Below are 25,740 nucleotides of genomic sequence, written 5' to 3'. Positions count from 1 at the left end.
AAAAGTGATTCGGGTAGCAAAGGCAGCACAAAACCGCCTTTACCGAGCAAAGGTAAAAACTATTATTGAAATAATTCTTTAATTAGAGTAAAAACGCAACAAATCATAATTAATTTTCTGACACCCGCTGCATCCGCCCTATCAGTTCATCGCCCAGCGCCGTCTTCACCTCAATGTGTTTCAGCACAGCCATTACAAACGGATTGCTTTCAAAGTCGCCGCGTACCTGCTCAAAATCGAGTTCCTTTTCCAAGCGTGAGCCATCAGCTCCAAAGCCCGTCATGGAAGCCAGTGAAAATTCTTTCTTAGCATCCTCATACACCATGCGGTCGAGGCCAACTACTGCTTCTTTCCATTTTTCGACAATATGTATGACGTCTTCTGCCGTCATACCTTCCGGCTTGATACCATAGAACTCTTCCAACTTCTCATACGCCCAGGTCCATTCGTAGGTATAGTAGTTGCTGTGCATCTTCTCAAACTCGGCATTGATAGACTTCAAGCGATTGACTTTGCCGGACTCAATACCGTCTATCAGCGCATCTATCTCACTCTTTGGGGCTATCAATCCGGAAATATCCACCCATTCGCCGCTGCCAATGGCAGTATCGGGCTTCAAACGGGCACGTATTTCTTCATTGCTCCGGAAGTCAATGCCTTCCAAGCGCTTGATGACAGAGTTTCCGAGGAACTTATGAATGGCTATTTCATAGAAGCGGATACCTTTCACCAAAGCCGAGTTACGTATCTTCGCACTATGGAAAGAATAGATATCCGAAAGCTCGCCACTGGCATGACGCAGATTCTGCAACGTTTCCCGTCCCTTGAACATTTTCTGCACCGTGTAGGGGCTGAGAAGATTATAGTTGATGTAATCCAGTTTGTTCGGGTCGGTACGCCCGTCACGTTTCGGCCACTTCTGGGCATCACGGATGGTACCCACACTACGCAGGTTGACACCGGGTACAAGGTAGGTGGTATTATTCTGCTCTATCAAGTAAGAGAACGGCAGGTTCGAAGTATCAGAATGGTTGACATGGCGCCCCATTACCAAGGAAAACGCTCCCACCCTTGCAGGCCACAAGATGTACGAATCGGAAGTCGTCTTGGCACCACGCTCCAAAGTGCCTTGATGGATAGGCCCTAACTTATACATATGGTTGCTCTGATTGGACCCCGAACCGGCATTCATAAAGGAAAACATACCGGCAATCAGCAACGTGGATTTATGGTGTGTCACCGTATAAGGTCCGGCAAAAATAGCGCACGCCTCCCCGTTCTCTCCCTGGCAGTTGCTGAAAAACAAAGAATCCGAAGCAGAGTAGTTGTGTCCCAACTTGCATGCCTGCCCCACGAAGCAGCGGCTCAGCATAGCTCCGTCATCTACATGAGACCCGGTAGAGATGATGAAATCATCACAAATCACCCCATGCCCGATGTGTACCGGCGCCACCTCGTTGCTGTTGATGCTTCCGTTATACAGACGGCATGTACCACAGATGCGGCAATAATCACCGATGCGCACATTCTTTATGGAACCGGTGTTCAATATCATTACATGGTTCCCGATGCTTCCTACAGCAGAAGCATGTTTGTTGGAATAAAAATCCGTGATTTCCTTCATCCGTGCAATCAGCTCCGGGCGATGGCGGTAAAGCGCCAGAATATAGGCTTGGTGTGCGGAGAGTTTATCATTAATCAGCACCTCACGGCCTCCCGTCTCATTCAGGACAGACACTTCTACCCCGTTACCGAACTTCGACACACCGTCTACCAGAATAATATCCACATTCTCAATGAAGGTGTCATGCCCTATTTCATAATTGGCAATGTAGTTCTGGATATTCTCAATGCAACAGTTATCTCCCACCGTTACATTATGCAGCGTCACATGCCGCAAACCGGAATGCTTCCTGATTCCTCCCGGCAACATAAATTCTGAATGGAACACTCCCAAACACACCTCACCCGAAAAACGGGTATGATGCACAAATTCCGTTGAGAACTCTTCTGCAACGGTTACTTTCCCCCAATCATCAGCCAGACATGACTGGCTCTTCAACCGGAGAATTTCATCTTCGGTCAGTCTTCTGTAATTCATCCTTATAACGAGTTATGAGTTATGAGTTATAAGTTATTGCCTTTGCCGGCACTACCGATTCAAACCGCTGCCAGCAAATAACTCATAACTTATAACTCATAACTAAAATTAAACTTCTTCTTCGTAGGTCTGATAAAGAAAGTCATTATAGGGGTACTTCTGCACGTGCAATTCCTTCACACGCTGATAAACTACACTCTTCAGTTCCTCCATATTGATTTTTTCGCGGGCAGAAATAAAGAGGCAGTTATCCTCCATCTTAGCCATCCACGTCTTCATCAGTTCTTCGAGTGTCAAGTTTTCCTTGGTTCTGGGGGTAAGGTCGTCAGCCGCTTTCTCTATATAAGTATAAGCGTCTATCTTATTGAATACAAGAATCATGGGCTTACCGGCGGCACCGATATCTGCCAACGTCTTGTTCACAACTTCTATCTGTTCTTCAAAATCCGGATGAGAGATGTCTACGATATGCAACAGCAAGTCCGCCTCGCGTACCTCATCCAGAGTAGACTTGAAGGAGTCTACCAAATCCGTCGGCAATTTACGGATAAAGCCCACCGTATCGGATAGCAGGAACGGCAGGTTCTCAATAATCACCTTACGCACCGTAGTATCCAACGTGGCAAACAGCTTATTCTCTGCAAAGACTTCACTTTTCGAAAGCAAAGTCATCAATGTGGATTTTCCTACATTGGTATATCCCACCAATGCCACACGAATCAAGCGTCCGCGGTTCTTCCGCTGGGTAGACTTCTGCTTGTCAATCTCAGCCAAACGCTCCTTCAACAATGACATACGGTTCAAGATGATACGGCGGTCCATTTCCAGCTGCGTTTCACCCGGACCGCGAAGTCCCACGGAACCTTTACCTCCACCGGCACCGGAGCCACCACCCTGGCGTTCCAAGTGGGTCCACAAACGTTGCAGACGGGGGAGCATGTACTTATACTGCGCCAGCTCCACCTGCGTTTTTGCATTGGCAGTCTGGGCACGCATGGCAAAGATATCGAGAATCAAGGACGTACGGTCCAGTATCTTGATTTTGAGTTCAGCTTCTATATTGCGTATCTGCTTGGCGGAGAGTTCATCATCAAAAATCACCATGCCGATTTCGCGTTCGGCTTCTTCTTCATTCCGGATATACTCTTTAATTTCTTCCAGCTTGCCCTTGCCGACATAAGTCACGGAATGCGCTGCATCCAGCTTTTGGGTAAACCGCTTCACTACTTCCGCCCCGGCTGTCTCAGCCAAGAATGCAAGCTCGTCCAGGTATTCATTGGTCTTACGCTCATCCTGAGTCTTCGTGACAAGACCTACCAATACCGCTGTTTCTGCCTGCGCTTCGGAGATTACAAATTCTTTCATAGTTTCTATACCTTATTATATATACGTATTGTTGGTTCGGGCAGCAAATATAAATAATTTTGGCGGAAGCGCCTTAAAAAGGGGAATAAAATAAAAACAGATACAATAGAAAAATGGCATGTAAAATGAAGTCGAACTTCATCTTACATGCCATTTCAAATTACATGTTATCTAATTGCCAGGATAATCAGAACCCTTCCGGCATCTCCAACGTTTCCGTGAATCCCTGATACAGTACTCCCCATTTACCACCGTCAAGTATTACTAAGCCCTGCATCGGGAAAGACAACACGTTCCCTTTACGCTCCATACCTGCAGCTGCAAAATATAGCATACCATAGTCCGTCTTGTCATAACCAGTAGGTTGAGGATCCCAACCTATCAGTTCTTGATTGTCATCGCTTAACGTAAACATGATGGGATATCCTTTCGTAATGCAATCTTCCAGCTTATAGATATTAGCCTCTTTAGCCTTCAGTACAGGTTGATCCCAACCCTCGCCAAATAATTGAGATGCATAGTAGCCTGTACCTATATTGAGCCAAGTATAGTCACGCTTTATATTGACCGTCACCTTGGGTGAGCCATAAACATAGGAATCTTCCTCAGGAATGGCAATAGTATAAGATGCAGTAGTACCCACAGCTATGTCAAACGCAATCTTTACTTCTTTGAGTGCTTCACCGGCAGCAAAATCAACCGTTGTCGGCACTGTTACGTTCTCTGCATCTGTAGTCAAGTGGATAGATGCAGCCGCATCTGTTTTCTGACGGCCGATTTTGACCACAAAAAACTGTTCATCATTCGGATAATAAGTCAAATCAGTGTTATCAGCATAAATATAAGCTTGTACACCCTCGGTAGGAACCGGAGAAGGCTCCCACTCCACACCGTCTGAACAAGCCGTCATAGCCAAACCGCATACGGCCAAGCCCAAAAACAATTTATTGAATATCTTATTCATATACAAATTCTATTAAAAGTTAGTTCATTGGTTAATTGTTACCCGGTGCAAACTCCCCTATCGGAGTAGGACGTTTAGCAATAGCACCGGACGGGTCCGGATTGTTCATTCCCTGAAGGGCGGTATTTGAATCGACTTCGGTCTTAGGAATCATCAATGTCCAATTGGGCTTCACACCTTTACAGTTTATCTTGAAGATATCTTCTATAAAGTTGGTACCCTCATAATTCTGAATGACATCCGGTTTCAGACGTTTAGCCGTAGGGAATGCGATTCCCTCACCCCAGAACTCGATACGCATCTGCTTCAACACCTCAAGTTGGAAATTACGCAAATCACCCGTACTGAAATTGTAATTGCTCTGGCGGTACTGCTTCATAAAGTTATTCAACAACTGTACGCCTGCTGCCACATTCTGGCTGGCACCTACTGCTTCAGCCTCTATGAGATACATCTCTTCCACACGCATCACGGGAATATCTGCAGCCGCACCCACAGAATAAGTGTTATAGTCACCACCCACGGGGCGGAACTTCAATGACATATAATCCGGTTGTTCATCCAGCCATGCATTGCCTCTCACTGACTGGTAAGCGTAAGTACTTCTGTCCGGGTCAAGGTAAGAATATTTGCGGAAATCGGTAGCAGGAATCGCGTCATAAAGTGAACGTGCCATCTGAAGCTTAGACAAAGAAGCATATCCCCAATCCGCTTCATTGGAAATGTGACCAATGAAATTAGCAAGATTACCCATATTGGAAGCCGTGGGGTGAAAGTACCACATCCATGCAGAAGTAGCCGTATTGAAACCGGTAGTGGGATTATGCCACTGTGATTCGCTCATAGGTGTTGCTCCCGACTTATCAATAGCCTTGCGGGCATACTCGGCCGCTTTAGCAAACTGACCATCCCACATATATACTTTGGCCTTCAGACCATATACGACCGCCAAGTCAGGGAAGTTCTTACTGACAGGTGTATAAGACTCCAGACCTATCTCTGCCTTGTCAAGGTCGGCAAGAATGAAATTCACCAATTCTTCGTGGGTTGCACGCGGATTGCTCTTCGCAATGTCGTTAGTTGTTGCCTCAGTCACGATGGGCACCGTCAGCCCCAGTACCTTGCTACAATCGGTATAGATGTTTTCTACCGGTTCGAAAAGTACCATCAGCGTATAATAGTCCAATGCACGGAAAGCATGGGCTATACTTCCAAGCCCACGCATTTCATCGGTAATTGTGGGATCAGTCACATCAACGGCCGCAATCACGTCATTGGCCGATTTAACGAACTTATATAGGGTGAAGTAAGGCAAATATGAATAATAGCCGGTGTCGTTCATACCATTATTGGCATTGAAGCGCCACCACCAGTCATATCCGTAATCCGTAGCCACGACATCACCCAGCAGTTCTGTCTGGGCCAACATCAATGAGGGATAAGCAAGGTCGGTCTCATGTGTTTGCTTACCGTACACTAGATAGCCTTGTACCATTTGCGATGGCAAGCCATTAAGCGAAGCCTCAATCGCTGTTGCCGATGCACCAATCTGATCGGAGGTCGCTGTAGAATCTTCGGGAAAAACCTCTTCTATACAGCCGGTCAATACCGTGGCCGATACGACCATAACCGAAAATAGTTTGAATATATTCTTCTTCATAATCATTGTAATCTATATATTAGGTTTAGAACTCAAATGACACACCACCGGAGATGGTACGCATCGGTGAATAGAAAGTAGCATTGGTTGTCTCGTCGTATGACTGACGTGGGTCGAACCCTTTACGTTTAGACCAATAGAAAACATTTTCTGCCGACATATACACGCGCAATGAGTTGATGGCCAACTTTCTTGTCCACTTGGAAGGTAACGTGTAGCCCACATTAATATTCTGGATATTCAAGAAGCTTGCATTTGTCAAGAAGCGCGTAGACATTGCCCCTGAATATTGGTCGTTCATCTGGAAACGAGGGATATTAGTATTTGTGTTCTCAGGAGTCCATGAGTTCAGCAAATCCTTATGGTAGTTGTAACCAGCCGTACCATAAGGTGACGACATAAAGTAAGCATACGTACCATCATATTGCTTACCACCAATCTGGTAAGTGAAGTTTATGCCGAAGTCCACGCCATATACTTTCAGTTTGGTACCGAAACCACCATACACCTTAGGTATTGAGCTTTCCTCTGTGATGTAATAGTCAGCCTGAGCATGATTCGTAGTCGTTTCACGTCCGGTGATATTGCCGGCCTCGTCCTTGACATTCTTATAGAACAAAGACTCACCCTTTTCATTCACTCCGGCATACTCCTTCAAGCGCCATGTAAACATAGACAAATCCTCACCAATGAAGAAGCTTCCGTTAGAATAGCCCTTATATCCTTTTCCATCAGCTGTATACTCAGTAGTAATCAACTTATCAGGATCAAGCATCGTAATACGGTTCTTCAAGGTTGAAATGTTCACATTCACATCCCACGTAAAGTTACGTGTATCGAAGATATTCACATTGAAGTCCATTTCCACACCACTATTGACCATGTTACCAACGTTGTCCATATAGGAAGCATAACCCAATGATGGAGCCACGGTAAATGAGAACAACATATCCGAAGTCTTACGTCTGTAGTACTCGATGCTACCGGTTACACGGTTCCACAACTGGAACTCTGCACCGATATTGAAGTTAGTGTTGGTTTCCCAAGTGATGTCTTTAGTGCCCTTAGATTTAAATGAAGTACCAAGGCTGTTGTTAGAGTTGATAATGTTAAATCTATCCGTATAGAGGAAGTCACCGATATTGTCATTACCTTGTGAACCAATAGAAGCCTTCAGCTTCAGTTCCTGCACCCATGAAGCATCAAACCAGCTTTCTTTGTTGATAAGCCACGCACCGCCTACCGACCAGAATGTACCCCAGCGATGGTCCGGATGGAAACGGCTGGAAGCATCACGACGCAAAGAAGCCGAGCCGAAGATGCGTTCGTCATAATTGTATTGCAAACGGCCGAAGAAACCTTCATTGTTACGACGCTCTTTATAGGAAGAAGCACCTTGTCCGTCGATAATGGCACCATCCAATTCCTTATTGCCTTGAGAGAACATCTGCGACTTGCTGGCCCCAAGTTCATAGTAGCGATAATCATAATATTCGTGACCTAAAAGAATATCGAAGTTATTGTCGCCAAACGAACGGGCATAAGAAACAAGTTGTTGCAGGTTGTAATCGTAAGTACGTGTATGATACTTACTCACTGTACCGCCAGTGGAGTCGAACTGCCCGTAGTAAGGATTGTAAACGTAACTATGACGTGTCTCATCCAAGTTGAAAGCACCATTGAATGTCACCTTTAGGCCTTCTATAGGAGTTATATCTACAAAGGCGTTGCCGTTAATGGCATTTCCTTCAGAGTTTCTGGTATTTAGTTTATTGTCTAGAATAGGGTTGGCATCAGCAATGAAAGGACGCTGCATACCTGCATTGATACCACTACCGTAGTCCATCATTCCAATACCATTATTATCCACCATGATGCTGCCGTCAGCATTGCGCACGTAGGCGGGATAGATGGGAGCCATTTGGGTAACAAACGCCCATATATTACCGGTAGACGAACTGGTACCATTGTTACTCAACGAGTTAGAATCAAAACGTGCATATCCCATATTACCACCAATCTTCAACCACTTCTTTGCCTGATAGTCGGCTTTCAAACGGCCTGTCAAACGTTTCAGGTCAGAGCCTTCAGTGATACCCTCATTTCCAAGATAACCTAAAGAAACATAGAAAGAGGACTTTTCATTGGCTGCGCTCACCGAGAAGTTGTATTCCTGACGCAGACCGGTACGCATTCCCACATCTTCCCAATCATCCGGAGTCAGCAGATAGTCACGTCCTTTATAATTCACAACTCTACCCAATGTGGCGTTGGGATTAAGTTTACCGTTCTGACCGATGAGGAATTGCCCATCGGGAACTGTATATACATTGTATCCCAATCCACCGTTGGAGCCAAACAGATTCTTGTTTGCCTCAAGCCATGCAGCTTGGTCATTCATTCCCGTTGACTTATAATAATTGTTCATGGCACGATAATGCATCTCGTAGTACATGCCAGGATTGTCAATCACTTCATATTTCTGCAACGCTCGAGTGTTAGCACCCCACTTAGCATCAAAAGTCACCTTAGCCTCTCCCGACATATTGGCCCTTTTGGTAGTGATGATAATTACACCATTAGCACCACGAGCACCGTAAAGAGCATTGGAAGCCGCATCCTTCAATACTGTCATTGACTCAACGTCGTTAGGATTGATATTATTAATATCACCGCTATAAGGAGCGCCGTCCACAATAATCAGAGGGTCATTCTTTGCATTGATTGAGCTAAAACCACGAATCTTGATGGATGACTTTGAACCCGGAGCACCGTCATTGGAAGTCAGTGTCACACCCGGCACAGCACCTGCCAAGGCATCAGTAACATTCGTCACTTGCGACTGCTCCAGCTTTTCGGTACCAACCACCTTAGCCGAACCCGTAAATGCAGACTTCTTTGCTGTACCGAAAGCAACCACCATTACCTCATCAAGCATCTCAGTATCAGACTTCATCACCACTTTTAAGCTGGGTTTTATTGCCACTTCTTGGGTCTGCATACCAATATAAGAAATCACCAGAGTTTTCGCGGAACTTGGTACGTTTGGTAATGTAAAATCACCATCTACACCGGTAATAGCACCAATTTGTGTACCTTTTACCAATACAGAGGCTCCAATAACTGGCTGCCCGTCTTCTTCAGAAATTACAACACCTGTAACCTTCTGGGTTTGGGCAGTTACTAGGCCTATTCCGACAAAAAGACAGGCCAATAACAGCATTAATTTTCTTTTCATAAATTCTCTCTTAAAGTTTAACTTTACATTAATTGTTTCTTTACTCTAACAAAGTGCAAATATATTAATAAAACTGAAACGAACAACTATTTTATTGAAAAAACCTTGTAAATCTATCAATTTGTTAATTAAACATACTGCTTTATGCTTAATAACAGATTTTTCACACTTAAAAAACCTAAACTGGCTTATGTTTACTATCACTATGATTCCCTCTTTTAGGATGATTTTTCCAAGAAATACACATATTTTAAAACAAAATGGTTAATAAATAAGCCGCTAAAACAGAGAACAGACCTGATTTTGAAACAAATTGAGAGTTCCCGGAGGCTAAATACCGATTAATAGCTAAACACAAAAAGACACTTTTTAAAGATATTAATTCTTATTCTAATCCCATCGAGCACAGAATATCGTCTTATTTGTTATTGGTATTAATTAAAATCAAGTAAAATGAGTAAAATTATTTACAATCTAGTGTACAACAGAAAAAGAAGCCTGAATAAAAAAGGAATGGCATTAGTGCAAGTAGAAGCCTATTTGGACAGAAAGAAAAAGTATTTTTCAACCAAAGTTTATTTAAAGCCAGAACAGTGGGACAATAAAAAGCTTATTGTGAAGAATCATCCTAATGCAGATGCGCTGAATAGATTGATATATGAGTTCATGGCTATGATAGAAAAAAAAGAGTTGGAATTGTGGCAGCAAGGAAGGCGTATTTCATTAGAGTTACTAAAGGATGTTTTGAGCACAAGCGAAAACAAAACCTCTTTTATTCCTTTTTTTAGGCAAGAGATAGCAAACTCTACTCTAAAAGAAAGTACAAAACGAAATCATCTCTCCACTCTTTCATTATTACAACAGTTCAAAAAGGATGTAACCTTTTCTGATTTAACATTCGAATTCATATCCTCCTTTGAATATTTCTTGCAATCAAGAGGTTATCACACAAATACGATAGCCAAACATATGAAGCATCTGAAGCGACATATAAATGTCGCCATCAACAAGGATTATATGGAGATACAAAAATACGCTTTTCGAAAGTACAAAATTAAAACTATAGAAAACAAGCATACGCACTTATCTCCTGAAGAGTTGGAGAAGTTGGAGAAATTAAACTTGGCTGGCAGATATACTAAATTGCAAAAGACTTTAGATGCATTCTTGTTTTGTTGCTATGCAGGAATGAGATATTCTGATTTTATCAGTTTATCACCCGATAACATCGTGAAGATTCGTCAAGAAACCTGGCTAATTTATAAATCCATAAAGACGAGTACAGAAGTCAGATTACCTCTTTATCTCTTATTCGAAGGAAAAGGGCTTGTTATTCTGGACAAATATCGGGATGACTTACAAAGCTTCTTTCATTTAAGGGATAACTCTAATGTGAACAAGGATTTAATTGTGATTTCCCGCCTAGCTGGTTTATCAAAAAAAATTTCATTTCACACTGCTCGCCATACTAATGCAACACTATTGATTTATAATGGAGTAAACATTACAACGGTGCAAAAATTATTGGGGCATAAAAGTGTTAAAACCACACAAGTGTATACAAATGTAATGGATATGACTATAGTGCATGATTTAGAAAAGAACCATGCACTCATGCCTTTGCCTAAAAAAACACGAACTTAGCATAGCCAATACTACACTTTCATATCGTTAGTCATATACTTCTCCTTTAAAGTCTGTTCACTCACTATTCAGTTTCAGCCTGCTCGCTGCAAACTCACTGCATACGTTTTGCAGTACTACTGCAAATTGTTTGCAGTATCACTGCATATTGCTTGCAGCCGCACTGCATATTAGTTTGCAGCCGCACTGCATATTAGTTTGCAGTATCACTGCAACAGCTTTGCAGTATCGCTGCAATAGGTTTGCAAAGTTTTGCAGTGAGAAATTGCTGAGAATCAATTAAGTATAGTATAGTGTAAATAGAAGATTGACATTGGTGTGTTATCAATATTTAAGACTGATTGGAGGTGTGGAAGCAAATTTTGCTTCCACACTTTTGCATTGCTTCCACAGCGTCTGTAATGCCGATGAATAGAGGGATACAAGGAGCGGGTGGAAGTGTGGAAGCAAAAATGATGAAAACTGTTATGAAGAAACAACAGTTGTCTTGATTGTTTAGCTAATCACAAAGTTTTGAGTTTACTGTTTTTTGAAGCTATTGAAATATTCTTTTACATAGACTTTAGTACTTTCGCTAATAAAATGACAATGTAGAGTAAATGCTTCATTGAAAGCAGCTAGGATGATAGATGTTGACAAAAGATATTCTTCATATAAGAGGAAGAATCATTTAAAATCTTTAAGCAACGTATTAACTTTATGATATACATATGATAACCAAGTCATTAATCCAACAAATAGTATCACAGCAGTAAGGTTTTATACATTGTACCCCTATACATACACCTTGTGAGAAAGGAAATTTCGCTATAGTGATTTCTATCACATGGTATAATCGCTTGATTATTAATAAAATAAGAGTGTTGTAGTTCCGCGAAAACTCTGCTAATTTCGTATGTTGGTATGCAAACGCAAGAGGTGGCTGTCGCACCTTCTTTAAGAGTCATCTTAAAGTCCGACAGTGAAATTCTTGATGAAGTAACAGTCATAGCTTATGGTACTGCAAAGAAGAACTCACTAACAGGTTCTGTTGCTACTATCAAATCCAGTGATATGGAAAAGCTTCCAGTTACTTCATTTGAAAAAGCATTACAAGGATTGTCTCCTGGGCTGCAGATCGCAAGTGTCTCCGGTCAACCGGGTTCGTCTACACAGGTACGTATTCGTGGTATCGGGTCTATGTCTGCCTCAAGTACCCCACTTTATGTTATAGATGGAGTTGCTATTGAAGCTGCAAACTTAAGTGAAGTTGCAAATACCAGTAAATATGGGACAAGTGCAAATCCACTTTCAAACTTAAATCCGAATGATATTGAGTCTATTACCATCTTAAAAGATGCTTCTGCTGCTTCTCTGTACGGATCACGTGCGGCCAATGGTGTTATTCTGATTACAACGAAGCAGGGTAAAAAAGGACAAGCCAAGGTTAGCTTTAAAGCTCAAATGTCATCTTCCAAACTCCCTTCTGGTGGTTATAATTTGATGAATGCCTCCGAACATTATGCTCTGTATTATGGAGGCTTCTATAATAATAATATTGCTAAAGGCATGTCCTCAGAAGAAGCTTCTGCTGCAGCCAACAAATCCACACAAAGCATGTATGGGCGAAATCCATATAATGTTGCTAACCCTCTGGATGCTTCTGGCGACTTGACATCTGGCGCTCAATTGATGATTGATACCGATTGGTTGGATGAAGTCTTCAGAACCGGGATGTCACAAGAATACGATATCAGTGTAAATGGAGGAAACGAGAAATCAAAATACTTCATTTCTATGGGATATATGAATCAAGAGGGTATTGTGATTGGTTCGGATTTTGAACGATATTCAGGTCGTGCAAATGTCTCAACGGAAATTAAACCTTGGTTCAGTATGGGTATCAATTCCACTTTCTCTTTGGCAAAACAAAACACTCCTGTAGGTGGAGGTGGTGGTGCTAGTCCTTTGACTAATGGTATTTTCCTACCCAATGCTGTTCCAGTATATGATTTGGATGAAAATTTCCAAATGCAATATGATGAGAATGGCAAACCTCTTTATAACTTCAAGAATCCCATATTTCAGGATATGAATGTTATATCATTTGCACAAACTGACAAATATGCAACTAACACATACCGTGTTTTGGTAAATCCCTACGTGGATTTCAACTTTTATGGAGTTCATTGGAAAACAAGTCTTTCATATGATTATATTAATTTGGATGAAACGCAATGGTATAATGCGGAGCATGGTAATGGTAAAGCTGCACAAGGACGCTTGTACAAATATGCCATTTGGAACAACACTTTTGGATTGACCAGTACATTAAATTATAATTTCAACATAAAGGAAGACCATCACTTCTCGGTATTGGCTGGTTATGAAATCTATAATAAAGAGTACAAGCGCACTTATGCACAAGGAACAAAATTTCCGATTGGTGGTTTGACAGAGCTGAATGTAGCTGCTACTCCGCAAGAAGTAGGTTCTGTAACAGATAAAGAGCGCATGCTTTCTTATTTTGGTCGATTAAATTATGATTATCAGAATAAATATTTTGCCTCATTCAGTATTCGCTCCGATGGTTCTTCACGTTTTGCACCGGGACATCGTTATGGTACATTTTGGAGTGTCGGATTAAATTGGCGCGTCAGCGAAGAAAACTTCATGAAATATATTACCTGGATCGATGACTTGAAACTACGTGCCAGCTATGGTACTTCAGGTAACAAAACATCTGATTACTTATATGGTTACCAAGCTTTCTATGAAGGTGGAGCCAATTATAACGGAGAGTCTGGCTTCAGACATTCTCAATTAGCAAATCCTGATTTGTCATGGGAAAAATCCAAAAACTTCAATGTGGGATTGGATTTTGCAGTACTTAACAGTCGCCTGCATGGATCCATTGACTATTATATCAAAAACTCTGATGAACTGTTATTGGAAAAACCTTTAGCCGGTTCTACGGGGTTGGACATAATTATGTCTAATTTGGGTGGTATGCGTAACTCTGGTATAGAAGTAGATTTGCATTCCCTGAATATTCAAGCCGGAGACTTTAATTGGGGAACCGACTTCAATATCTCTTTTAACAAGAATGAAATCACTTCTTATCCCGAAGAACAGGAAGTTGTTGGTACAAAAGTTCGTACGGTAGGCTACAGCCTTTATGAATTTTACATGCAAGAATGGGCCGGAGTAGATAAAGAAACCGGTGCTCCACTTTGGTATAAAGACGTAAAAGATGATAAAGGTAATCCGACAGGTGAAAGAACTACCACTTCAACTTACTCTACTGCAGACAAATACAAACTTGGTTCTGCACTTCCCAATGTATTTGGAGGTTTGAATAACACATTTACATTTAAAGGATTAGACCTTTCATTCCTCTTTACTTATAGTTTTGGAGGAAAGATATATGATGCGTACGAAGCCAATTTGCTGAATGATGGTAACAACAACGGTTATCAAGCCATCAAAGATCAAGCGAATTATTGGACAAAAGAGAATCCAAACGCTCCGAATCCTGCATTCTTGCCCAATAACACTTCAAGTTCTCATTCTACATCAAGCCGCTATTTGCACGATGCAGATTTCATTAAATTTAAAAATATCAACTTAGGTTATACTCTACCAAAAAAATGGACACAGAAGATACAGTTGGAGACAGTACGTTTCTTTGGAAGTCTGGAGAATATCTGTGTATGGAACTTGGATGGTAGTTTCAAAGGTTACGATGTGGAATTGGGAGGTGTAACCGGAGTATTGGACGGTGCAGGTACGGTTCCATTGCCTCGTACAATCTTATTTGGTATAAATGTTGGTTTCTAATTTAAAATTGAGATTACGATGAATAGAATAAAGCAAACTATAATAGCACTTGCAATAGGTCTTAGCTTAGCAAATTGCGGTGATGATTTTTTGGATACTACTTCTTCGGACCAAATGTCCGATTCTAACACCTTTACTACGATAGACGGTGCGCAGCAAGTGTTGACCGGTGCTTATGACTGGTTGACCAATGGCTGGTTGGCTCATATGACCAACCAATATATTTTCTTCTTGCCTGACATTATGGGAGATGACGCATTGGTGACACCTGACCCCAACTACAATTATGGACGTTTTGTGTCTCCTTATCAATATACAGTTTCTCCAGGAAGTACCTATACTGATGACCCGTGGAAGGGATGTTACAGTATCATAGATAATACGAATGCCATTTTGGATAATATCGGAAACCTGGCAGAAAGTGCAGAGCGTAACAGAATTGAAGGTGAAGCGCTATCTCTAAGAGCTTATACTTATCATTTCTTAGTAAGAATGTATGCCAAACCTGTGAACAAGTACCCGGATAATCCGAGCATAATTTTACGTATTTCTTCTGGAACAGAAGACCTTCCTCGTGCTACGGTAAAAGATGTTTATAATCAACTTGTCGTTGACATGGAAAAAGCATGTGGATTGTTGGACCAGCATTCTTCTTCATCCAAGGCATATATCGGTGCGAATGCTGCTCATGGAATTCTTGCACGTTTGTATTTGGATTTAGGTGATGAAACAAATGGCATCAAACATGCCAATGCTGCATTGAAAGGTGTTAATTTGATGAATACGGCAGTTTACACAGCTGATTTCTGTGAAGTTAACTCAGAAACACTTTGGGCTTTCGAATGTCCAACTGATGATAATCAATTCTATCTTTCATTACCCTCTTTCTGGTATTTGTGTGGAGATGATTATGAAGATGCTGTTATTGGTTATAGCTCATTACGAGTTTCAAAGGCTTTGATTAATCTAATGGAAGATAAAGATATACGCAAAACTCAGTTCCCGAAAGATTCTGAAACAAACGATTATATCAGTGAAACAGGATACTTGACAACAAAGATTCATAGTCGTAACAATGAAATGGGACAAGGCTCTTTCAATATGCTGCGTGGTTCTGAGATGTATCTTATTATTGCTGAATTAGCTGCTGACAAACAGCATTATGATGTGGCTAAAGAAGCATTAAATGTTGTTCGGATAGCTCGTGGATTGGATAAATATAGTGGAACGGATGCCGGTTTAGCAGATGAGATACAACAAGAAAGAAGGCGTGAATTATTTGCAGAGGGACATCGCCTATTCGACATGAAACGTAGAGGTTTGGCATTGACAAGAACTGGAGTTGACGGACACGATTTGTGGACTAGTCAATTAGACCTTCCTGCTGGCTCTGATAGATTTGAATTACCTATTCCGCAAGCAGAGATTGATGCTAATGGAGAACTGACAAATAATGATCAGAATCCTGCTTATAAATAAGTCTGTAAGAAGGAGTATATCTGATTTATGAACTTTCAAAACATCTCTATTTGATAGGGTGTTTTCTAAATAAAGTGTTTTAAAAGCCGTTCACTGTGAAGTAAGCGGCTTTTGTTATTCTATCTTTTCCACTTTATTTCTGCAACAATCATTTCCAAATAGGACGTATAGAAATCTGTTGCCGGGGATTAACGGTTATTTCTTCCTCGTCTTCCAAAGTAATAATTATGCCTTTAGATAATTGATAGTTGTCGTACCAAGTAAGTATCTTCCACAAATCCTATATATGATTTTATCGTGTCCGGACTTTTAACATCGACAGCCTTAGTTACAGAATTGTACGCAAAGCGATGAGTAGCGTTACTTGCCAAATAATACATCATCTCTCCAAGCTGCCTTTCATTGCTTATCTTGTTTCGCCACTACATCCTTATAAATGATGTCGGTATAGAGTGAAAGCAAGTAGTTATCATTATCTGACTGAATGTATTGAGGAAAGTTTCCTATTCCTAGGTATTTTTGTATTTCACTAAGGAGTAGCACCTTGCCTTCTGCAGCATAAAATGTATCTTGTTTTATTGCTACTTGCTTTAGTTTCAGGAATTCATGGAAAGAAAAAGGATAAAGTTCCATAGTGACATATCTGCCAGTAAGAAAAGTGCCCAACTCTTTACTAAGTAGATTGGCATTACTGCCGGCAACAAACACCTTGCTCGTTTCTCTGCTCATAAATAACTTAGCGTAATAGACTTTTATCCACACAATCTTCCTCTCTTTATATATATTGCTAATATACAAAAAAATATGATATAAATAGAGAAACTTTCGATTGCCAATAGAAAGTTTTGTAACAAAGGAACCTATTTTTTATATGGAATTGCAAATTAAATTATGAACAGCATCTGAATGAAACAGATTACAACGATGAGTTAAACCTTGGAAGGGAATAATTCCACCGGAGTTGTTTGGAAAATAAAGTGTTTTTGATAGAGGTTGTCAAAATGTGAACTGCACAACCTCATTTTTTATTCTAGACTCTCGCAACAACAATCAACTTTTAAAAAACAATAACTATCAATTATCCATAATCTTATAAAAATATTGTATGTTTGCAGAATGAAGTTACGAAAAGAGTGTAATTTATTGGAAATGAGCGTAGGTTAATTGCTCTTGATAGTAATAGGTTACGATTTAGTTAGTTATCTACTGCATTATCCTTCTGCGCGTTGCGTAACCTTCAAAGAACTCTTCGTATGCAAAAGTAGCTATTTAATTCGAGATTTTGATATAAACTCCCGTTTTTTATCCCCTCATTCATAAGAATTTTCCGTAAAAGCGGTATTGTCCGTCGGCACACCATTGCCCAAAACGAGTTTGGAACAAACGTGTGCCGACTACCGCATAGCTGGAGAAAAGGGCATTGCCTCACGCCTAAACGATGTTTAGACAGATGAAGCAATGCCCCTTTCTTTTGCGCCTATGCCAAGAGGTGCTTTTACGGGTTTTCAAATGATTTTTCTTTTTTCGCTGTCTCTTTTGCCGGAAGCGGAAAGTGAATGCAGAGTGTGTCAGCCTGCCCCATGAATGAAACAGGCGCCCACACACAGCCGGACAAACCGGGAAGAATGATTGTTGCCACCCGGCTGAACAAGTTCCGTCGGATCGGAAACAATCATACTTCCTTTGTTGTGGTTTGCCCTTTTCACGCTTCCGGTGATGTCTTTTTCCTTTTGGTGATTCTTTTTTTTACGGATTTTCCCCTGAAGTTTTTTTCTACACAATCTGCCTCTGTTTTCGTTTACCTCCATTTTGCGCCTTTCAGTAAGCCGCATCAGTCAGTCATTTTCGTTCTGGGCGCAAAGGTAATTCCGGGATTGGACGGGAAAGCAAGGTCAAGCCTCCTGTTTTCGGTAAAAATCTCCAGCCCTGCGGGTAGTATTTTGACCGAAAAACCTTGCATTCCCTAATCCCTACCTTTTCAAGCACCCGAAACGAAAACGACCGATGCGACAGAAAGACGCATAAAAAAAATGTCGGATAAACGAGAGGCAGATAAGATAGTTTGAAACTCAACTCCCTCAGCTCTTGAATCCGCATTAAAAACAAAAAAATCAAAAACAGCGAAGATATGACGGCAACGGCAAATTTCAGACAAATGGCGCAACACATCGGGTTGGCGATATGCGGCTTGATGATGCGCACCGCCTTCGGGGTGTTCGGCATCCTTTGGGGCATCATCAGAGAGATTGTAAACGGAGTGTTCCGAGTGGCGATAGGTGTAATCGTGGCTATCCTTTCCACCATTGCCTTCTTTGGCTTCATCCTTTGGTTATTCACCCTTTAACCCTTACCGACATGGCAAAAAGAAACAGCAAGACGGCAGCGCAGCAGTGCAGATATTACGAGGTGGACAACATCTTCGTGTATATGGTGGAAACGTACATCAACGGCAATTTTGAAACTTTCCGAAGATTGTACCACGAACTGAACAAGGACGCACGGAGGGATTTCATGGACTTCCTTCTCAGCGAGGTAGAGCCGACCTATTGGAGAGAGATACTGAAACAGATAATCTAAAAATGACAGCGATATGAAAGGAACAGACCATTTCAAGAGAACGATATATATGTACTTGGAACAGCGTGCGGAGGAAGATGCGCTATTTGCAAAGAAGTACCGCAACCCTGCCAAGAACATGGACGAGTGCGTGACCCACATTCTGAACTATGTGCAGAAAAGCGGTTGCAACGGTTTCACGGACGGAGAGATATTCGGGCAAGCCATCCACTACTATGAGGAAAACGAGATAGAGGTGGGCAAACCGATGGACTGCCAAGTGGTTGTGAACCACGTTGTGAAACTCACGGCAGAGGAAAAGGCGGAGGCACGTCAGAACGCTGTCCGCAAATACCAAGAGGAGGAACTCCGCAAGTTGCAGAACCGCCACAGACCGTCAGCGAGAAAAGAAAACCAACCCCAACCCTCATTATTTGATTTAGGCTTATGAAACCGAAGACCAAGATACAGAAAGAGGTGGCAAGACTTTCCGCCAACCTTCGCCCCATATCAGCGACACAAATAGATTGGGCATACCGCCACTGCGTTGAGCATATCGGCTACCGCACCAAGAAAGGGAACATCACCTGTTCCGACTGCGGTCACGAGTGGCACAGCGACAGCGGACTATGCGACACCCTTGAAGGCTGCACCTGCCCCAAATGCCATGCCGAACTCAAAGTGCAGGACACACGCAGACGCATCTACAAGGAAACGCAGAATTTCAGCGTGATAACCACCTGCAAAGGGTATCAGGTAATCCGCGTGGCGCAGGTCAGATGCGAGAGCAGGAAAGGCGAACCGATGCGTTTCTACTGCCACGAGGTCGTGCAGCGTTGGATTTCACCCGACGGCAAGGTTACGGACATGGCGTTGCTCCGTGGCTTCCTTTTCTGCTATTGCGATGTGTGGGCATTAGGCAGCGATATGGAGGTAAGACCGCACAACAGCCTATACGATGATGTGGTGGCAAGAAGCTGTGCATATCCAAAGATGAGGATATTGCCCCAACTCAGACGTAACGGCTTCAAGGGCGATTTCCACGGCATCTCCCCCGTGCGTCTTTTCAAAGCCTTGCTTTCAGACCCAAGAATTGAAACCCTTATGAAAGGCGGTGAGATTGAGGTCATGAAACACTTTCTTTTCAATACCCGTACTGCCGATGAATGTTGGGCATCATATCTGATTGCCAAGCGTCACAAGTATCAGATAGACAACCTCTCAATGTGGTGCGACTATCTGCGTATGCTCAAAAAACTCGGTCAAGACCTCCGTAACCCGAAGAACATCTGTCCCGAAGATTTCATGGCGGCACACGACAACGCAACCCGAAAAATTGAAGCCATACACGAGAAGGAAAGAGCCGCAGAGCAACGCCGTTGGGAGATTGAAAGGCGTGAGCGTGAGCAACAGCGACAACTCCAACGAAAGAAAGATGCGGAGGATTTCATCGCCAACAAATCCAAATTCTTCGGCTTGGTAATCACGGACGAGGAAATAATCGTCAAGGTGCTTGAAAGCATAGACGAGTATTACAACGAGGGCAAGACGCAGGGCATCTGCGTGTTTGGCAGTGGATACTACAAGAAAGCCGACACCCTCATACTATCGGCAAGGATTGGCGATGAGATTATTGAAACCGTAGAGGTGGACTTGCGAACCCTCGAAGTGGTGCAGTGCCACGGCAAGCACAACCAGGACACCGAATATCACGAGCGCATCATAGACCTTGTGAACAAGAACGCCAACCTTATCCGTGAGCGGATGAAAGCGGCATAGCATAACCCCTAAAACAACATTGATATGGAAGTAAGAATTGAAAGTATGATTTGTGTGTGGGATGATGCAATCCCCACGATGTTCCTTGAATTTGTGAACCTCCTCACTCTCACAACGAGTGAGGGGGAATTGAGAAAGAGCGTAAAGGAGTTTGCCGAGAAGCACGAACTTGACAAGTTTTTCCTTTACGGCTTCGGCTCACACCATTTCTACCTGCACCAACGCTACACAAGCAACCCCGAAATGGTGATGAAGAACAGAGTTCTGTCAGTACATTTTTAACCATCTAAAAAGCAACATTATGACAACACGAATGACCATCAACGGAGTAAGCACCTGCGCGGAAGCAGGTACGGAGAAATACGAGCGTTTCCAATCGGGTATCGGAAGACGCAGGCGGACACTTGTGCAGTACGACTACCGCCACCCCATAGACAGAGAATTGTTCTCTTGTGTCAAACCCACGTTGGACGAGTGCCGAGCCGCACGGGACAAGTGGCTGAACGCAAAGAAGGGAAAGGAGGACAGACTATGAACACGACCTATCAAACGCTGATAGTCAAGTTCAGCGAACCTATCACGGCATTGGACGGTATCTTTGACGATACCGGAGCGTGGGGAACGGACACCCTCAAGGGGTGGATAGATGATTACGAAAGCACACGTTTCACCGCCACCGACAGCCATACGGCAGTCATCACGAGCGAGTACAATATGGAATGTGTGAAAGAGTGGCTACAACGGCAGACCCCCATTTCCGAAATGCGAGAATTTTGAACGGGATGGCGGTGTCCGCACCGCCAATACTTAAAACCCTAAAAACAAAAGATATGATAGCCAAGACGATATTACAGCAGATAGGCGGAAAACGCTTCACCGCCATGACAGGTAGCCGTGATTTCATAGATATGGGCAACGGCTTACGGATGAGCCTTGCAAGGAACAAAACAAGTGCCAACCGCCTTGACATCATCTATGACGAAGGGGCAGACCTCTACAATATGCGCTTCTACCGCAGGACGTTCAGCAAAAAGACCTTTGAGTGCAAGACAAAGGACATTGCCGTACACGAGGGTATCTATTTTGATATGCTGGAGGAAATGTTCACGATGGTGACGGGACTTTACACACGCTTTTGAGTGGCGGGGCGGCGAGAGCCGCCCTACTTTCTTTCAGTGAGCATGATGGCGGACAAAGAAAGTAGCAAAGAAACCTTTGTCCAATCTGCGATAACTAAAAAATCCGCAAGTAAAACTTGCGGAGGCTATATATTGGGTCGTTATTTTTTGGTGGAGGGGAATGATAATCTCGAACCGTTGAACTACACATTTCTGCTTCGTCTCCATTTCCCCCAACGATTTGATACGTTCAATCATTTTTGTTGTTCCTTTCTGAATTTTCCTAAATACTTTCTTCATAATTTCGCTATACTTTTTATGGTTAATAACTATGTTTTGTATTGCTCTCACAACACTTACAACTTGAAGTGTTATTTGGAAACCGATAGGCAAAAATGGCTCAACGATGTCAATTAACGAGAAAATCCTACGATAATCTATCAAGTGATAGAGCAAAAGACGTGCCAAGTTAAATATGGCACGTCTTTTGCCAGTTTTGTCAGTCCTTTTATGGGATATACAACAGCGCAAACTCCGCCTTTCTCCGTTTGAGCAGCATGGCGTGGCGTTTTCCTTTGTAGTTGCAGAAGGCTATATACTCACGGTAGATGTTCCTGTCACCAGCTTCCAGCTTCTTGATTAAGGTGCTTTTGGGGATTGTTTTGCTGCCTAACAGCTTCGCCGGTCCCACATTGTAAGCTAACGTGCCAAGCAAAATCGAATCAACCCCGAATTTACGGAACATGGCGACAAATTTGCGCAGGTCTTTCCGCAAAAGTTCATCCGCATCCCGTTTTGTCATGGTTCGTGCCGAATACTTCTCGTTTGGCAAAAGTTTGTGACCCCAACCGACGTATGGGTAGTGTTTTTCTGAGTGCCAGCCTTCAAAGTAGCGGCAGCATAAAAAAGCACGTTCCATAAGCGGCAGTCGGTAGATTGCCGCCTGCCCGTCCGTTCCCTCTTGGCGGCTGATCTGCGCGGACACAGAACAGACCGTCAGAAGTGAACAGAGCATTGTCATGAATACACGCATCATTTCAACAAGGGGCTGAAGTTGCCGATGGGAACGATGGTAAGATCGTCGTCCTTTACATTCCTGTTGTTGAAGTCAAATTCCAGTTCGTAGGAGTTGCTAAAGTTATCCTCCACCACCACGATGAAATTATGCGCCTCATCACCCGCCGCCGTGTAGTACAGGCGGAATTTTTCGTTCTCCAGCAGGTAGCGGTCGTTAGGCAGGAAGGTGATGCCGTTATCCATTTTGAGCGAGCCTTCCCCCTCGAACTGGAAATAGCGGATGGTATAGAGCGTACCCGAAAAGTCGCCCTCCTTTTTCAGTTCACAGCGGATTTCCACTGTCTGCCCCTTTACTACCTTGTTCGGCACGGGCATGACCTCCACCGTGAAGGGATAGGACTGCTGGATGTCCATGTCATCGTCACATGACACGAGGGTGAATGACATGGCGGCTATCAGGCATAACGCCACTGCCTTGAATATTGATGTTCTCTTGTTTCTGTTGTTCAGTATGTTCATTGTTCTTCGATTTTTAGATGGTTGTTTTTCTGTTTTTTCGTTGTCAGTTGCAGGTACTCGTTCAAGTCCTTGCAACCGTCATAGAGGGAGGAACGGTCGGTGACACGTTCCCCGTATCGCATGGTAAGTGCGGCAAGCGTCCGCCGTCCGGCTTCGTCACGGTCGAGGAAGCAGCCGATGCGCCCGTATCCGTCCAGCAATCCCGCCGCCTTCTCCACGTTGGCGACTGAGTTCAGCACAAGACAGTCAGCGTTACCGGTTACACCAAGCGTCACGGCAGAGAGAAAGTCCATGAAGCCCTCGAACACGAGGCACTCGTCAGCCGGGATGTCATTCGCCTTTACCAGTGATACAGACTTCGGAGGTATGCAACCCTTGAAATATCGGCTTCTGACTTCATAGCCACCTGCCATGTTCGGAAAGCCAACGGCAAAATACCGTTTCCCACGCACACCGTAGTTCAAGCGGCAGCAGTGACGGGATGCGATGGCGTAAGGGATGCCCCGTTCCTCTAAATACTCCGTCAGCAGTGAGCGGAGCAGCGGAGCGACCTCCACATCCTCAAAAACGGATTCGGTCGGCTTCGAGAGATAGACGGGCTTTTCCCATCCGGCAACCGTCATATTGGCGGCTTCCGCTATGAACTTCGCTTGCTTCATGAAGTCATCGCTTTGCAGAAACTCCCCGGCAAGCGTGAAGATGTCGCCGCCCTTGCCCAAACCGAAGTCGTACCAGAGCTGTTTCGCCACGTTCACACGGAAAGAGGATGTGCGCTCGCCCCTGTACGGGGCAAGATACCACAGCTCGTTACCGCTCCTTCTGACAGGCTCATGCCCCAGCCGTGCGAGAAAATCCGCAAGCGGCATCCTTCTGACAGCATCTATTTCCGTCCTTTCCATGCCCGTGTCAGTTGATGATGAACTTGATACCGACCCCGAACTGCGTGTGGAACTTCCGTGTGTCGCCACCCCAAAGGCAACGCTCCCGCAGGTTGGCAAGCAGGGCGATACGGTCTGCCACGTAACACTCCACATCGAGCGTCAGCGCACCGCCGTAGATGAAGGCGTCCCGGTCGTGCAGCGTGGAGCCGTCATGCAGCACCTTCTTCCCCCAATTTACCGCCTCATATCCGGCGAGAGCCGAAGCCCCGGCATAGACGAAAACAATCTTTCGGGCGTCCGACAGTATCTTGAAGTAATAGCCGCCCTCCGCCGTGAACTGCGCCACGGGTATCTTGGTGTCCTTGTAGGGATTGTTCTTCAACAGGTATTCGCCACCGAACACCCACTTGTTCCCCTTCTTCGTGTAGGTGGAGAGAGCCGCCCCGAAGCTGTACCCGCCGTCCTTGCCGCCGAGATTGAAGCCGTCCGCCATGTCCGCCCTCACCTCGATGCCCTGCATCTTCGGCAGACACCGCTGGGCGTGCGCCTGCCCTGTAAAAAGGGCAAGCGACGCGATGATTATTGCGATGTACTTTCTCATGGTCAGCGTACTTGAAGTTCGTTGATGGTACCCGCGCGTACCAAATCCTCGTTCTCAATCACGAAGGACTGGTGACGGCCGCCGTTCTTCTCGTTCAATTCCACCACGAGGCACTTGTCATCGGGGATGGTGAACTTCGCCATCGTGAAGACCGTGCGCTCGCTCTTTTTGCCCGGCACGAGGGTGGCGTAGTTCTGCGCGCGGAGCGGCAGAATAATCTGCTCCTGCACGGCAGTACGCTTCGCAACCTTCTTGTCCACGATTTTCCAAGTGATGTAGTCCACATCGAAAGGCACGTTGCTCTGGTTCTTTATCTCCGTGTGGAAATAAAGCAAGCCGTTGTGCGTGTAGATGCCTTTCAACAGGTATTGGATGCCGAAACGCTTGCAGCCGATATGCTTCACCTCGCGCTTGTTCTGTTTGTGGATGGACTTCATGATAAGGCGCACCAGCATCGGGCTTTCGCTGCCCAGCTCTTTCAGATAGATTTCCTGCGCGTTGTTCGGGCGGTTCACCGTGCTGCCGTCATGGATGAAGTCGCACATCTCCACGTTGAGCAACAGCGGTTCGGCGGCGTACTTCACGTTGAAGGTGTAGAAACTGCCGTCCTCCGTGATGACGGACATATTCGTTTCGTTGGGAAAATTCCTTACGGTAGCCTTCACACGGATGATGTTCTCCGCTCCGTCGGCTTTCCCGGCAATCAGGTCGGGCGAGCCTAAATCGACATAGCGCACCTCCGCCGGAAAAATGACGTGGACGGTCTTGTCGTAGGTCACTTCCAGACCGTGCGGCGGTATCATGCGGTCGAAGGTCAGCTTGCGTGACAGCCCGTGATATAGGTCGCCGTCCGCCTCCTTCTGCGGATAGACCTCCTTCGTCAAGGTCGGTTGTTCACTTCCGTTGGTCGTTTCAACGGTTACATTCTCCTGCGCGTTGGCAGTTATGATGCCCATAGCGAGGGCAAACATGATGATTACTTTTCTCATTACTTTTGGA

25 protein-coding genes are annotated in these 25,740 nt (G+C 44.1%); 12 read left to right on the top strand and 13 right to left on the bottom strand.

Annotation, left to right across the window (positions count from 1 at the left end):
- Positions 1–109 precede the first annotated feature (109 nt).
- From ABUA47_RS04565 to ABUA47_RS04545, 5 genes are all read right to left on the bottom strand, one after another.
- Positions 110–2,101, bottom strand: coding sequence for a DUF4954 family protein (locus ABUA47_RS04565; protein WP_005824256.1), 1,992 nt, complete (start codon positions 2,099–2,101; stop codon positions 110–112).
- Between the two features lie 108 nt (positions 2,102–2,209).
- Positions 2,210–3,466 (bottom strand): GTPase HflX, encoded by a 1,257-nt coding sequence (gene hflX / locus ABUA47_RS04560; RefSeq protein ID WP_005824258.1) that lies wholly within the window; start codon positions 3,464–3,466, stop codon positions 2,210–2,212.
- Between the two features lie 187 nt (positions 3,467–3,653).
- Positions 3,654–4,430: a hypothetical protein gene (locus ABUA47_RS04555; RefSeq protein ID WP_008665763.1), complete on the bottom strand. Its 777-nt coding sequence runs from the start codon at positions 4,428–4,430 to the stop codon at positions 3,654–3,656.
- A gap of 31 nt (positions 4,431–4,461) precedes the next feature.
- A complete protein-coding gene (locus ABUA47_RS04550) occupies positions 4,462–6,090 on the bottom strand; it encodes a RagB/SusD family nutrient uptake outer membrane protein (protein WP_349824491.1) in 1,629 nt (542 codons plus the stop codon).
- Between the two features lie 25 nt (positions 6,091–6,115).
- Positions 6,116–9,328, bottom strand: coding sequence for a SusC/RagA family TonB-linked outer membrane protein (locus ABUA47_RS04545; protein ID WP_016274178.1), 3,213 nt, complete (start codon positions 9,326–9,328; stop codon positions 6,116–6,118).
- Between the two features lie 453 nt (positions 9,329–9,781).
- Here ABUA47_RS04545 and ABUA47_RS04540 point away from each other — a divergent pair, with 453 nt between their 5' ends.
- The 3 genes from ABUA47_RS04540 (at position 9,782) to ABUA47_RS04530 (ending at position 16,270) form a co-directional block, all read left to right on the top strand.
- Positions 9,782–10,972, top strand: a complete 1,191-nt coding sequence (locus ABUA47_RS04540; protein ID WP_061412937.1) for a site-specific integrase — start codon at positions 9,782–9,784, stop codon at positions 10,970–10,972.
- Between the two features lie 882 nt (positions 10,973–11,854).
- The gene (locus ABUA47_RS04535; RefSeq protein WP_081106211.1) at positions 11,855–14,791 is read left to right on the top strand and encodes a SusC/RagA family TonB-linked outer membrane protein; all 2,937 of its coding nucleotides are present in this window, start codon (positions 11,855–11,857) and stop codon (positions 14,789–14,791) included.
- Between the two features lie 18 nt (positions 14,792–14,809).
- Positions 14,810–16,270, top strand: a complete 1,461-nt coding sequence (locus ABUA47_RS04530; protein ID WP_016274185.1) for a RagB/SusD family nutrient uptake outer membrane protein — start codon at positions 14,810–14,812, stop codon at positions 16,268–16,270.
- Positions 16,271–16,669: 399 nt separating this feature from the next.
- Here ABUA47_RS04530 and ABUA47_RS04525 read toward each other — a convergent pair whose 3' ends face one another.
- On the bottom strand, positions 16,670–16,999 hold the full coding sequence (locus tag ABUA47_RS04525) for an AAA family ATPase (protein ID WP_225982624.1): 330 nt from the start codon (positions 16,997–16,999) through the stop codon (positions 16,670–16,672).
- A gap of 508 nt (positions 17,000–17,507) precedes the next feature.
- Positions 17,508–17,720 carry a hypothetical protein gene (locus tag ABUA47_RS04520; RefSeq protein ID WP_007567577.1) on the bottom strand — a complete coding sequence of 71 codons (213 nt, stop codon included), beginning with the start codon at positions 17,718–17,720 and terminating at the stop codon, positions 17,508–17,510.
- A gap of 106 nt (positions 17,721–17,826) precedes the next feature.
- On the opposite strand from ABUA47_RS04520, the gene ABUA47_RS04515 reads away from it, so the two are divergent.
- The 9 genes from ABUA47_RS04515 to ABUA47_RS04475 all read left to right on the top strand — a co-directional run bounded on the left by ABUA47_RS04515 (position 17,827) and on the right by ABUA47_RS04475 (position 21,744).
- On the top strand, positions 17,827–18,237 hold the full coding sequence (locus ABUA47_RS04515; RefSeq protein WP_004291538.1) for a hypothetical protein: 411 nt from the start codon (positions 17,827–17,829) through the stop codon (positions 18,235–18,237).
- A 161-nt stretch (positions 18,238–18,398) separates the two neighbouring features.
- On the top strand, positions 18,399–18,614 hold the full coding sequence (locus tag ABUA47_RS04510; protein WP_004291535.1) for a hypothetical protein: 216 nt from the start codon (positions 18,399–18,401) through the stop codon (positions 18,612–18,614).
- 11 nt (positions 18,615–18,625) lie between these two features.
- Positions 18,626–18,847, top strand: coding sequence for a hypothetical protein (locus ABUA47_RS04505; protein ID WP_004291534.1), 222 nt, complete (start codon positions 18,626–18,628; stop codon positions 18,845–18,847).
- A 13-nt stretch (positions 18,848–18,860) separates the two neighbouring features.
- Complete coding sequence (locus tag ABUA47_RS04500; protein WP_004291533.1) at positions 18,861–19,277, top strand: PcfK-like family protein; 417 nt, start codon at positions 18,861–18,863, stop codon at positions 19,275–19,277.
- Positions 19,274–20,605: a PcfJ domain-containing protein gene (locus ABUA47_RS04495; protein ID WP_004291532.1), complete on the top strand. Its 1,332-nt coding sequence runs from the start codon at positions 19,274–19,276 to the stop codon at positions 20,603–20,605. The genes ABUA47_RS04500 and ABUA47_RS04495 overlap by 4 nt, the downstream gene beginning before the upstream one ends.
- 24 nt (positions 20,606–20,629) lie before the next feature.
- Positions 20,630–20,887, top strand: coding sequence for a hypothetical protein (locus ABUA47_RS04490; RefSeq protein WP_004291531.1), 258 nt, complete (start codon positions 20,630–20,632; stop codon positions 20,885–20,887).
- Between the two features lie 19 nt (positions 20,888–20,906).
- Positions 20,907–21,140, top strand: a complete 234-nt coding sequence (locus ABUA47_RS04485; RefSeq protein WP_004304291.1) for a DUF3873 domain-containing protein — start codon at positions 20,907–20,909, stop codon at positions 21,138–21,140.
- Positions 21,137–21,382, top strand: coding sequence for a DUF6956 domain-containing protein (locus ABUA47_RS04480; protein ID WP_004291529.1), 246 nt, complete (start codon positions 21,137–21,139; stop codon positions 21,380–21,382). The genes ABUA47_RS04485 and ABUA47_RS04480 overlap by 4 nt, the downstream gene beginning before the upstream one ends.
- Positions 21,383–21,435: 53 nt before the next feature.
- On the top strand, positions 21,436–21,744 hold the full coding sequence (locus tag ABUA47_RS04475) for a hypothetical protein (RefSeq protein WP_004304290.1): 309 nt from the start codon (positions 21,436–21,438) through the stop codon (positions 21,742–21,744).
- Positions 21,745–21,777: 33 nt separating this feature from the next.
- On the opposite strand, the gene ABUA47_RS04470 is transcribed toward ABUA47_RS04475, so the two are convergent.
- From ABUA47_RS04470 to traN, 6 genes are all read right to left on the bottom strand, one after another.
- Positions 21,778–22,167, bottom strand: a complete 390-nt coding sequence (locus tag ABUA47_RS04470; RefSeq protein ID WP_004291527.1) for a hypothetical protein — start codon at positions 22,165–22,167, stop codon at positions 21,778–21,780.
- 64 nt (positions 22,168–22,231) lie between these two features.
- Positions 22,232–22,759, bottom strand: coding sequence for a glycoside hydrolase family protein (locus tag ABUA47_RS04465; protein WP_004291526.1), 528 nt, complete (start codon positions 22,757–22,759; stop codon positions 22,232–22,234).
- Positions 22,756–23,259, bottom strand: coding sequence for a DUF3872 domain-containing protein (locus tag ABUA47_RS04460; protein ID WP_004291525.1), 504 nt, complete (start codon positions 23,257–23,259; stop codon positions 22,756–22,758). The genes ABUA47_RS04465 and ABUA47_RS04460 overlap by 4 nt, the downstream gene beginning before the upstream one ends.
- Positions 23,256–24,158 carry a toprim domain-containing protein gene (locus ABUA47_RS04455; RefSeq protein WP_004291524.1) on the bottom strand — a complete coding sequence of 301 codons (903 nt, stop codon included), beginning with the start codon at positions 24,156–24,158 and terminating at the stop codon, positions 23,256–23,258. The genes ABUA47_RS04460 and ABUA47_RS04455 overlap by 4 nt, the downstream gene beginning before the upstream one ends.
- 7 nt (positions 24,159–24,165) lie before the next feature.
- Positions 24,166–24,741, bottom strand: coding sequence for a conjugal transfer protein TraO (locus ABUA47_RS04450; RefSeq protein WP_004291523.1), 576 nt, complete (start codon positions 24,739–24,741; stop codon positions 24,166–24,168).
- Between the two features lie 2 nt (positions 24,742–24,743).
- Positions 24,744–25,730: a conjugative transposon protein TraN gene (gene traN / locus ABUA47_RS04445; protein WP_004291522.1), complete on the bottom strand. Its 987-nt coding sequence runs from the start codon at positions 25,728–25,730 to the stop codon at positions 24,744–24,746.
- Positions 25,731–25,740: the final 10 nt, after the last annotated feature.

The organism is Bacteroides sp. RTP31139st1_H2_RTP31139_211217 (assembly GCF_040227615.1).
Taxonomy (GTDB): Bacteria; Bacteroidota; Bacteroidia; order Bacteroidales; family Bacteroidaceae; genus Bacteroides; species Bacteroides uniformis.
Note: the sequence above shows the minus strand (reverse complement) of the source record. Positions and strands in the feature narration are given on the sequence as shown.

Coding starts and splice junctions, on each gene's coding strand:
- ABUA47_RS04465 (WP_004291526.1), bottom strand. CDS start 22,759: ATGATGCGTGTATTCATGACAATGCTCTGTTCACTTCTGACGGTCTGT.
- ABUA47_RS04455 (WP_004291524.1), bottom strand. CDS start 24,158: ATGGAAAGGACGGAAATAGATGCTGTCAGAAGGATGCCGCTTGCGGAT.
- ABUA47_RS04565 (WP_005824256.1), bottom strand. CDS start 2,101: ATGAATTACAGAAGACTGACCGAAGATGAAATTCTCCGGTTGAAGAGC.
- traN (WP_004291522.1), bottom strand. CDS start 25,730: ATGAGAAAAGTAATCATCATGTTTGCCCTCGCTATGGGCATCATAACT.
- ABUA47_RS04500 (WP_004291533.1), top strand. CDS start 18,861: ATGAAAGGAACAGACCATTTCAAGAGAACGATATATATGTACTTGGAA.
- ABUA47_RS04490 (WP_004291531.1), top strand. CDS start 20,630: ATGGAAGTAAGAATTGAAAGTATGATTTGTGTGTGGGATGATGCAATC.
- ABUA47_RS04530 (WP_016274185.1), top strand. CDS start 14,810: ATGAATAGAATAAAGCAAACTATAATAGCACTTGCAATAGGTCTTAGC.
- ABUA47_RS04540 (WP_061412937.1), top strand. CDS start 9,782: ATGAGTAAAATTATTTACAATCTAGTGTACAACAGAAAAAGAAGCCTG.
- hflX (WP_005824258.1), bottom strand. CDS start 3,466: ATGAAAGAATTTGTAATCTCCGAAGCGCAGGCAGAAACAGCGGTATTG.
- ABUA47_RS04550 (WP_349824491.1), bottom strand. CDS start 6,090: ATGAAGAAGAATATATTCAAACTATTTTCGGTTATGGTCGTATCGGCC.
- ABUA47_RS04515 (WP_004291538.1), top strand. CDS start 17,827: ATGCAGAGTGTGTCAGCCTGCCCCATGAATGAAACAGGCGCCCACACA.
- ABUA47_RS04555 (WP_008665763.1), bottom strand. CDS start 4,430: ATGAATAAGATATTCAATAAATTGTTTTTGGGCTTGGCCGTATGCGGT.
- ABUA47_RS04495 (WP_004291532.1), top strand. CDS start 19,274: ATGAAACCGAAGACCAAGATACAGAAAGAGGTGGCAAGACTTTCCGCC.
- ABUA47_RS04485 (WP_004304291.1), top strand. CDS start 20,907: ATGACAACACGAATGACCATCAACGGAGTAAGCACCTGCGCGGAAGCA.
- ABUA47_RS04460 (WP_004291525.1), bottom strand. CDS start 23,259: ATGAACATACTGAACAACAGAAACAAGAGAACATCAATATTCAAGGCA.
- ABUA47_RS04510 (WP_004291535.1), top strand. CDS start 18,399: ATGACGGCAACGGCAAATTTCAGACAAATGGCGCAACACATCGGGTTG.
- ABUA47_RS04475 (WP_004304290.1), top strand. CDS start 21,436: ATGATAGCCAAGACGATATTACAGCAGATAGGCGGAAAACGCTTCACC.
- ABUA47_RS04450 (WP_004291523.1), bottom strand. CDS start 24,741: ATGAGAAAGTACATCGCAATAATCATCGCGTCGCTTGCCCTTTTTACA.
- ABUA47_RS04525 (WP_225982624.1), bottom strand. CDS start 16,999: ATGAGCAGAGAAACGAGCAAGGTGTTTGTTGCCGGCAGTAATGCCAAT.
- ABUA47_RS04480 (WP_004291529.1), top strand. CDS start 21,137: ATGAACACGACCTATCAAACGCTGATAGTCAAGTTCAGCGAACCTATC.
- ABUA47_RS04505 (WP_004291534.1), top strand. CDS start 18,626: ATGGCAAAAAGAAACAGCAAGACGGCAGCGCAGCAGTGCAGATATTAC.
- ABUA47_RS04545 (WP_016274178.1), bottom strand. CDS start 9,328: ATGAAAAGAAAATTAATGCTGTTATTGGCCTGTCTTTTTGTCGGAATA.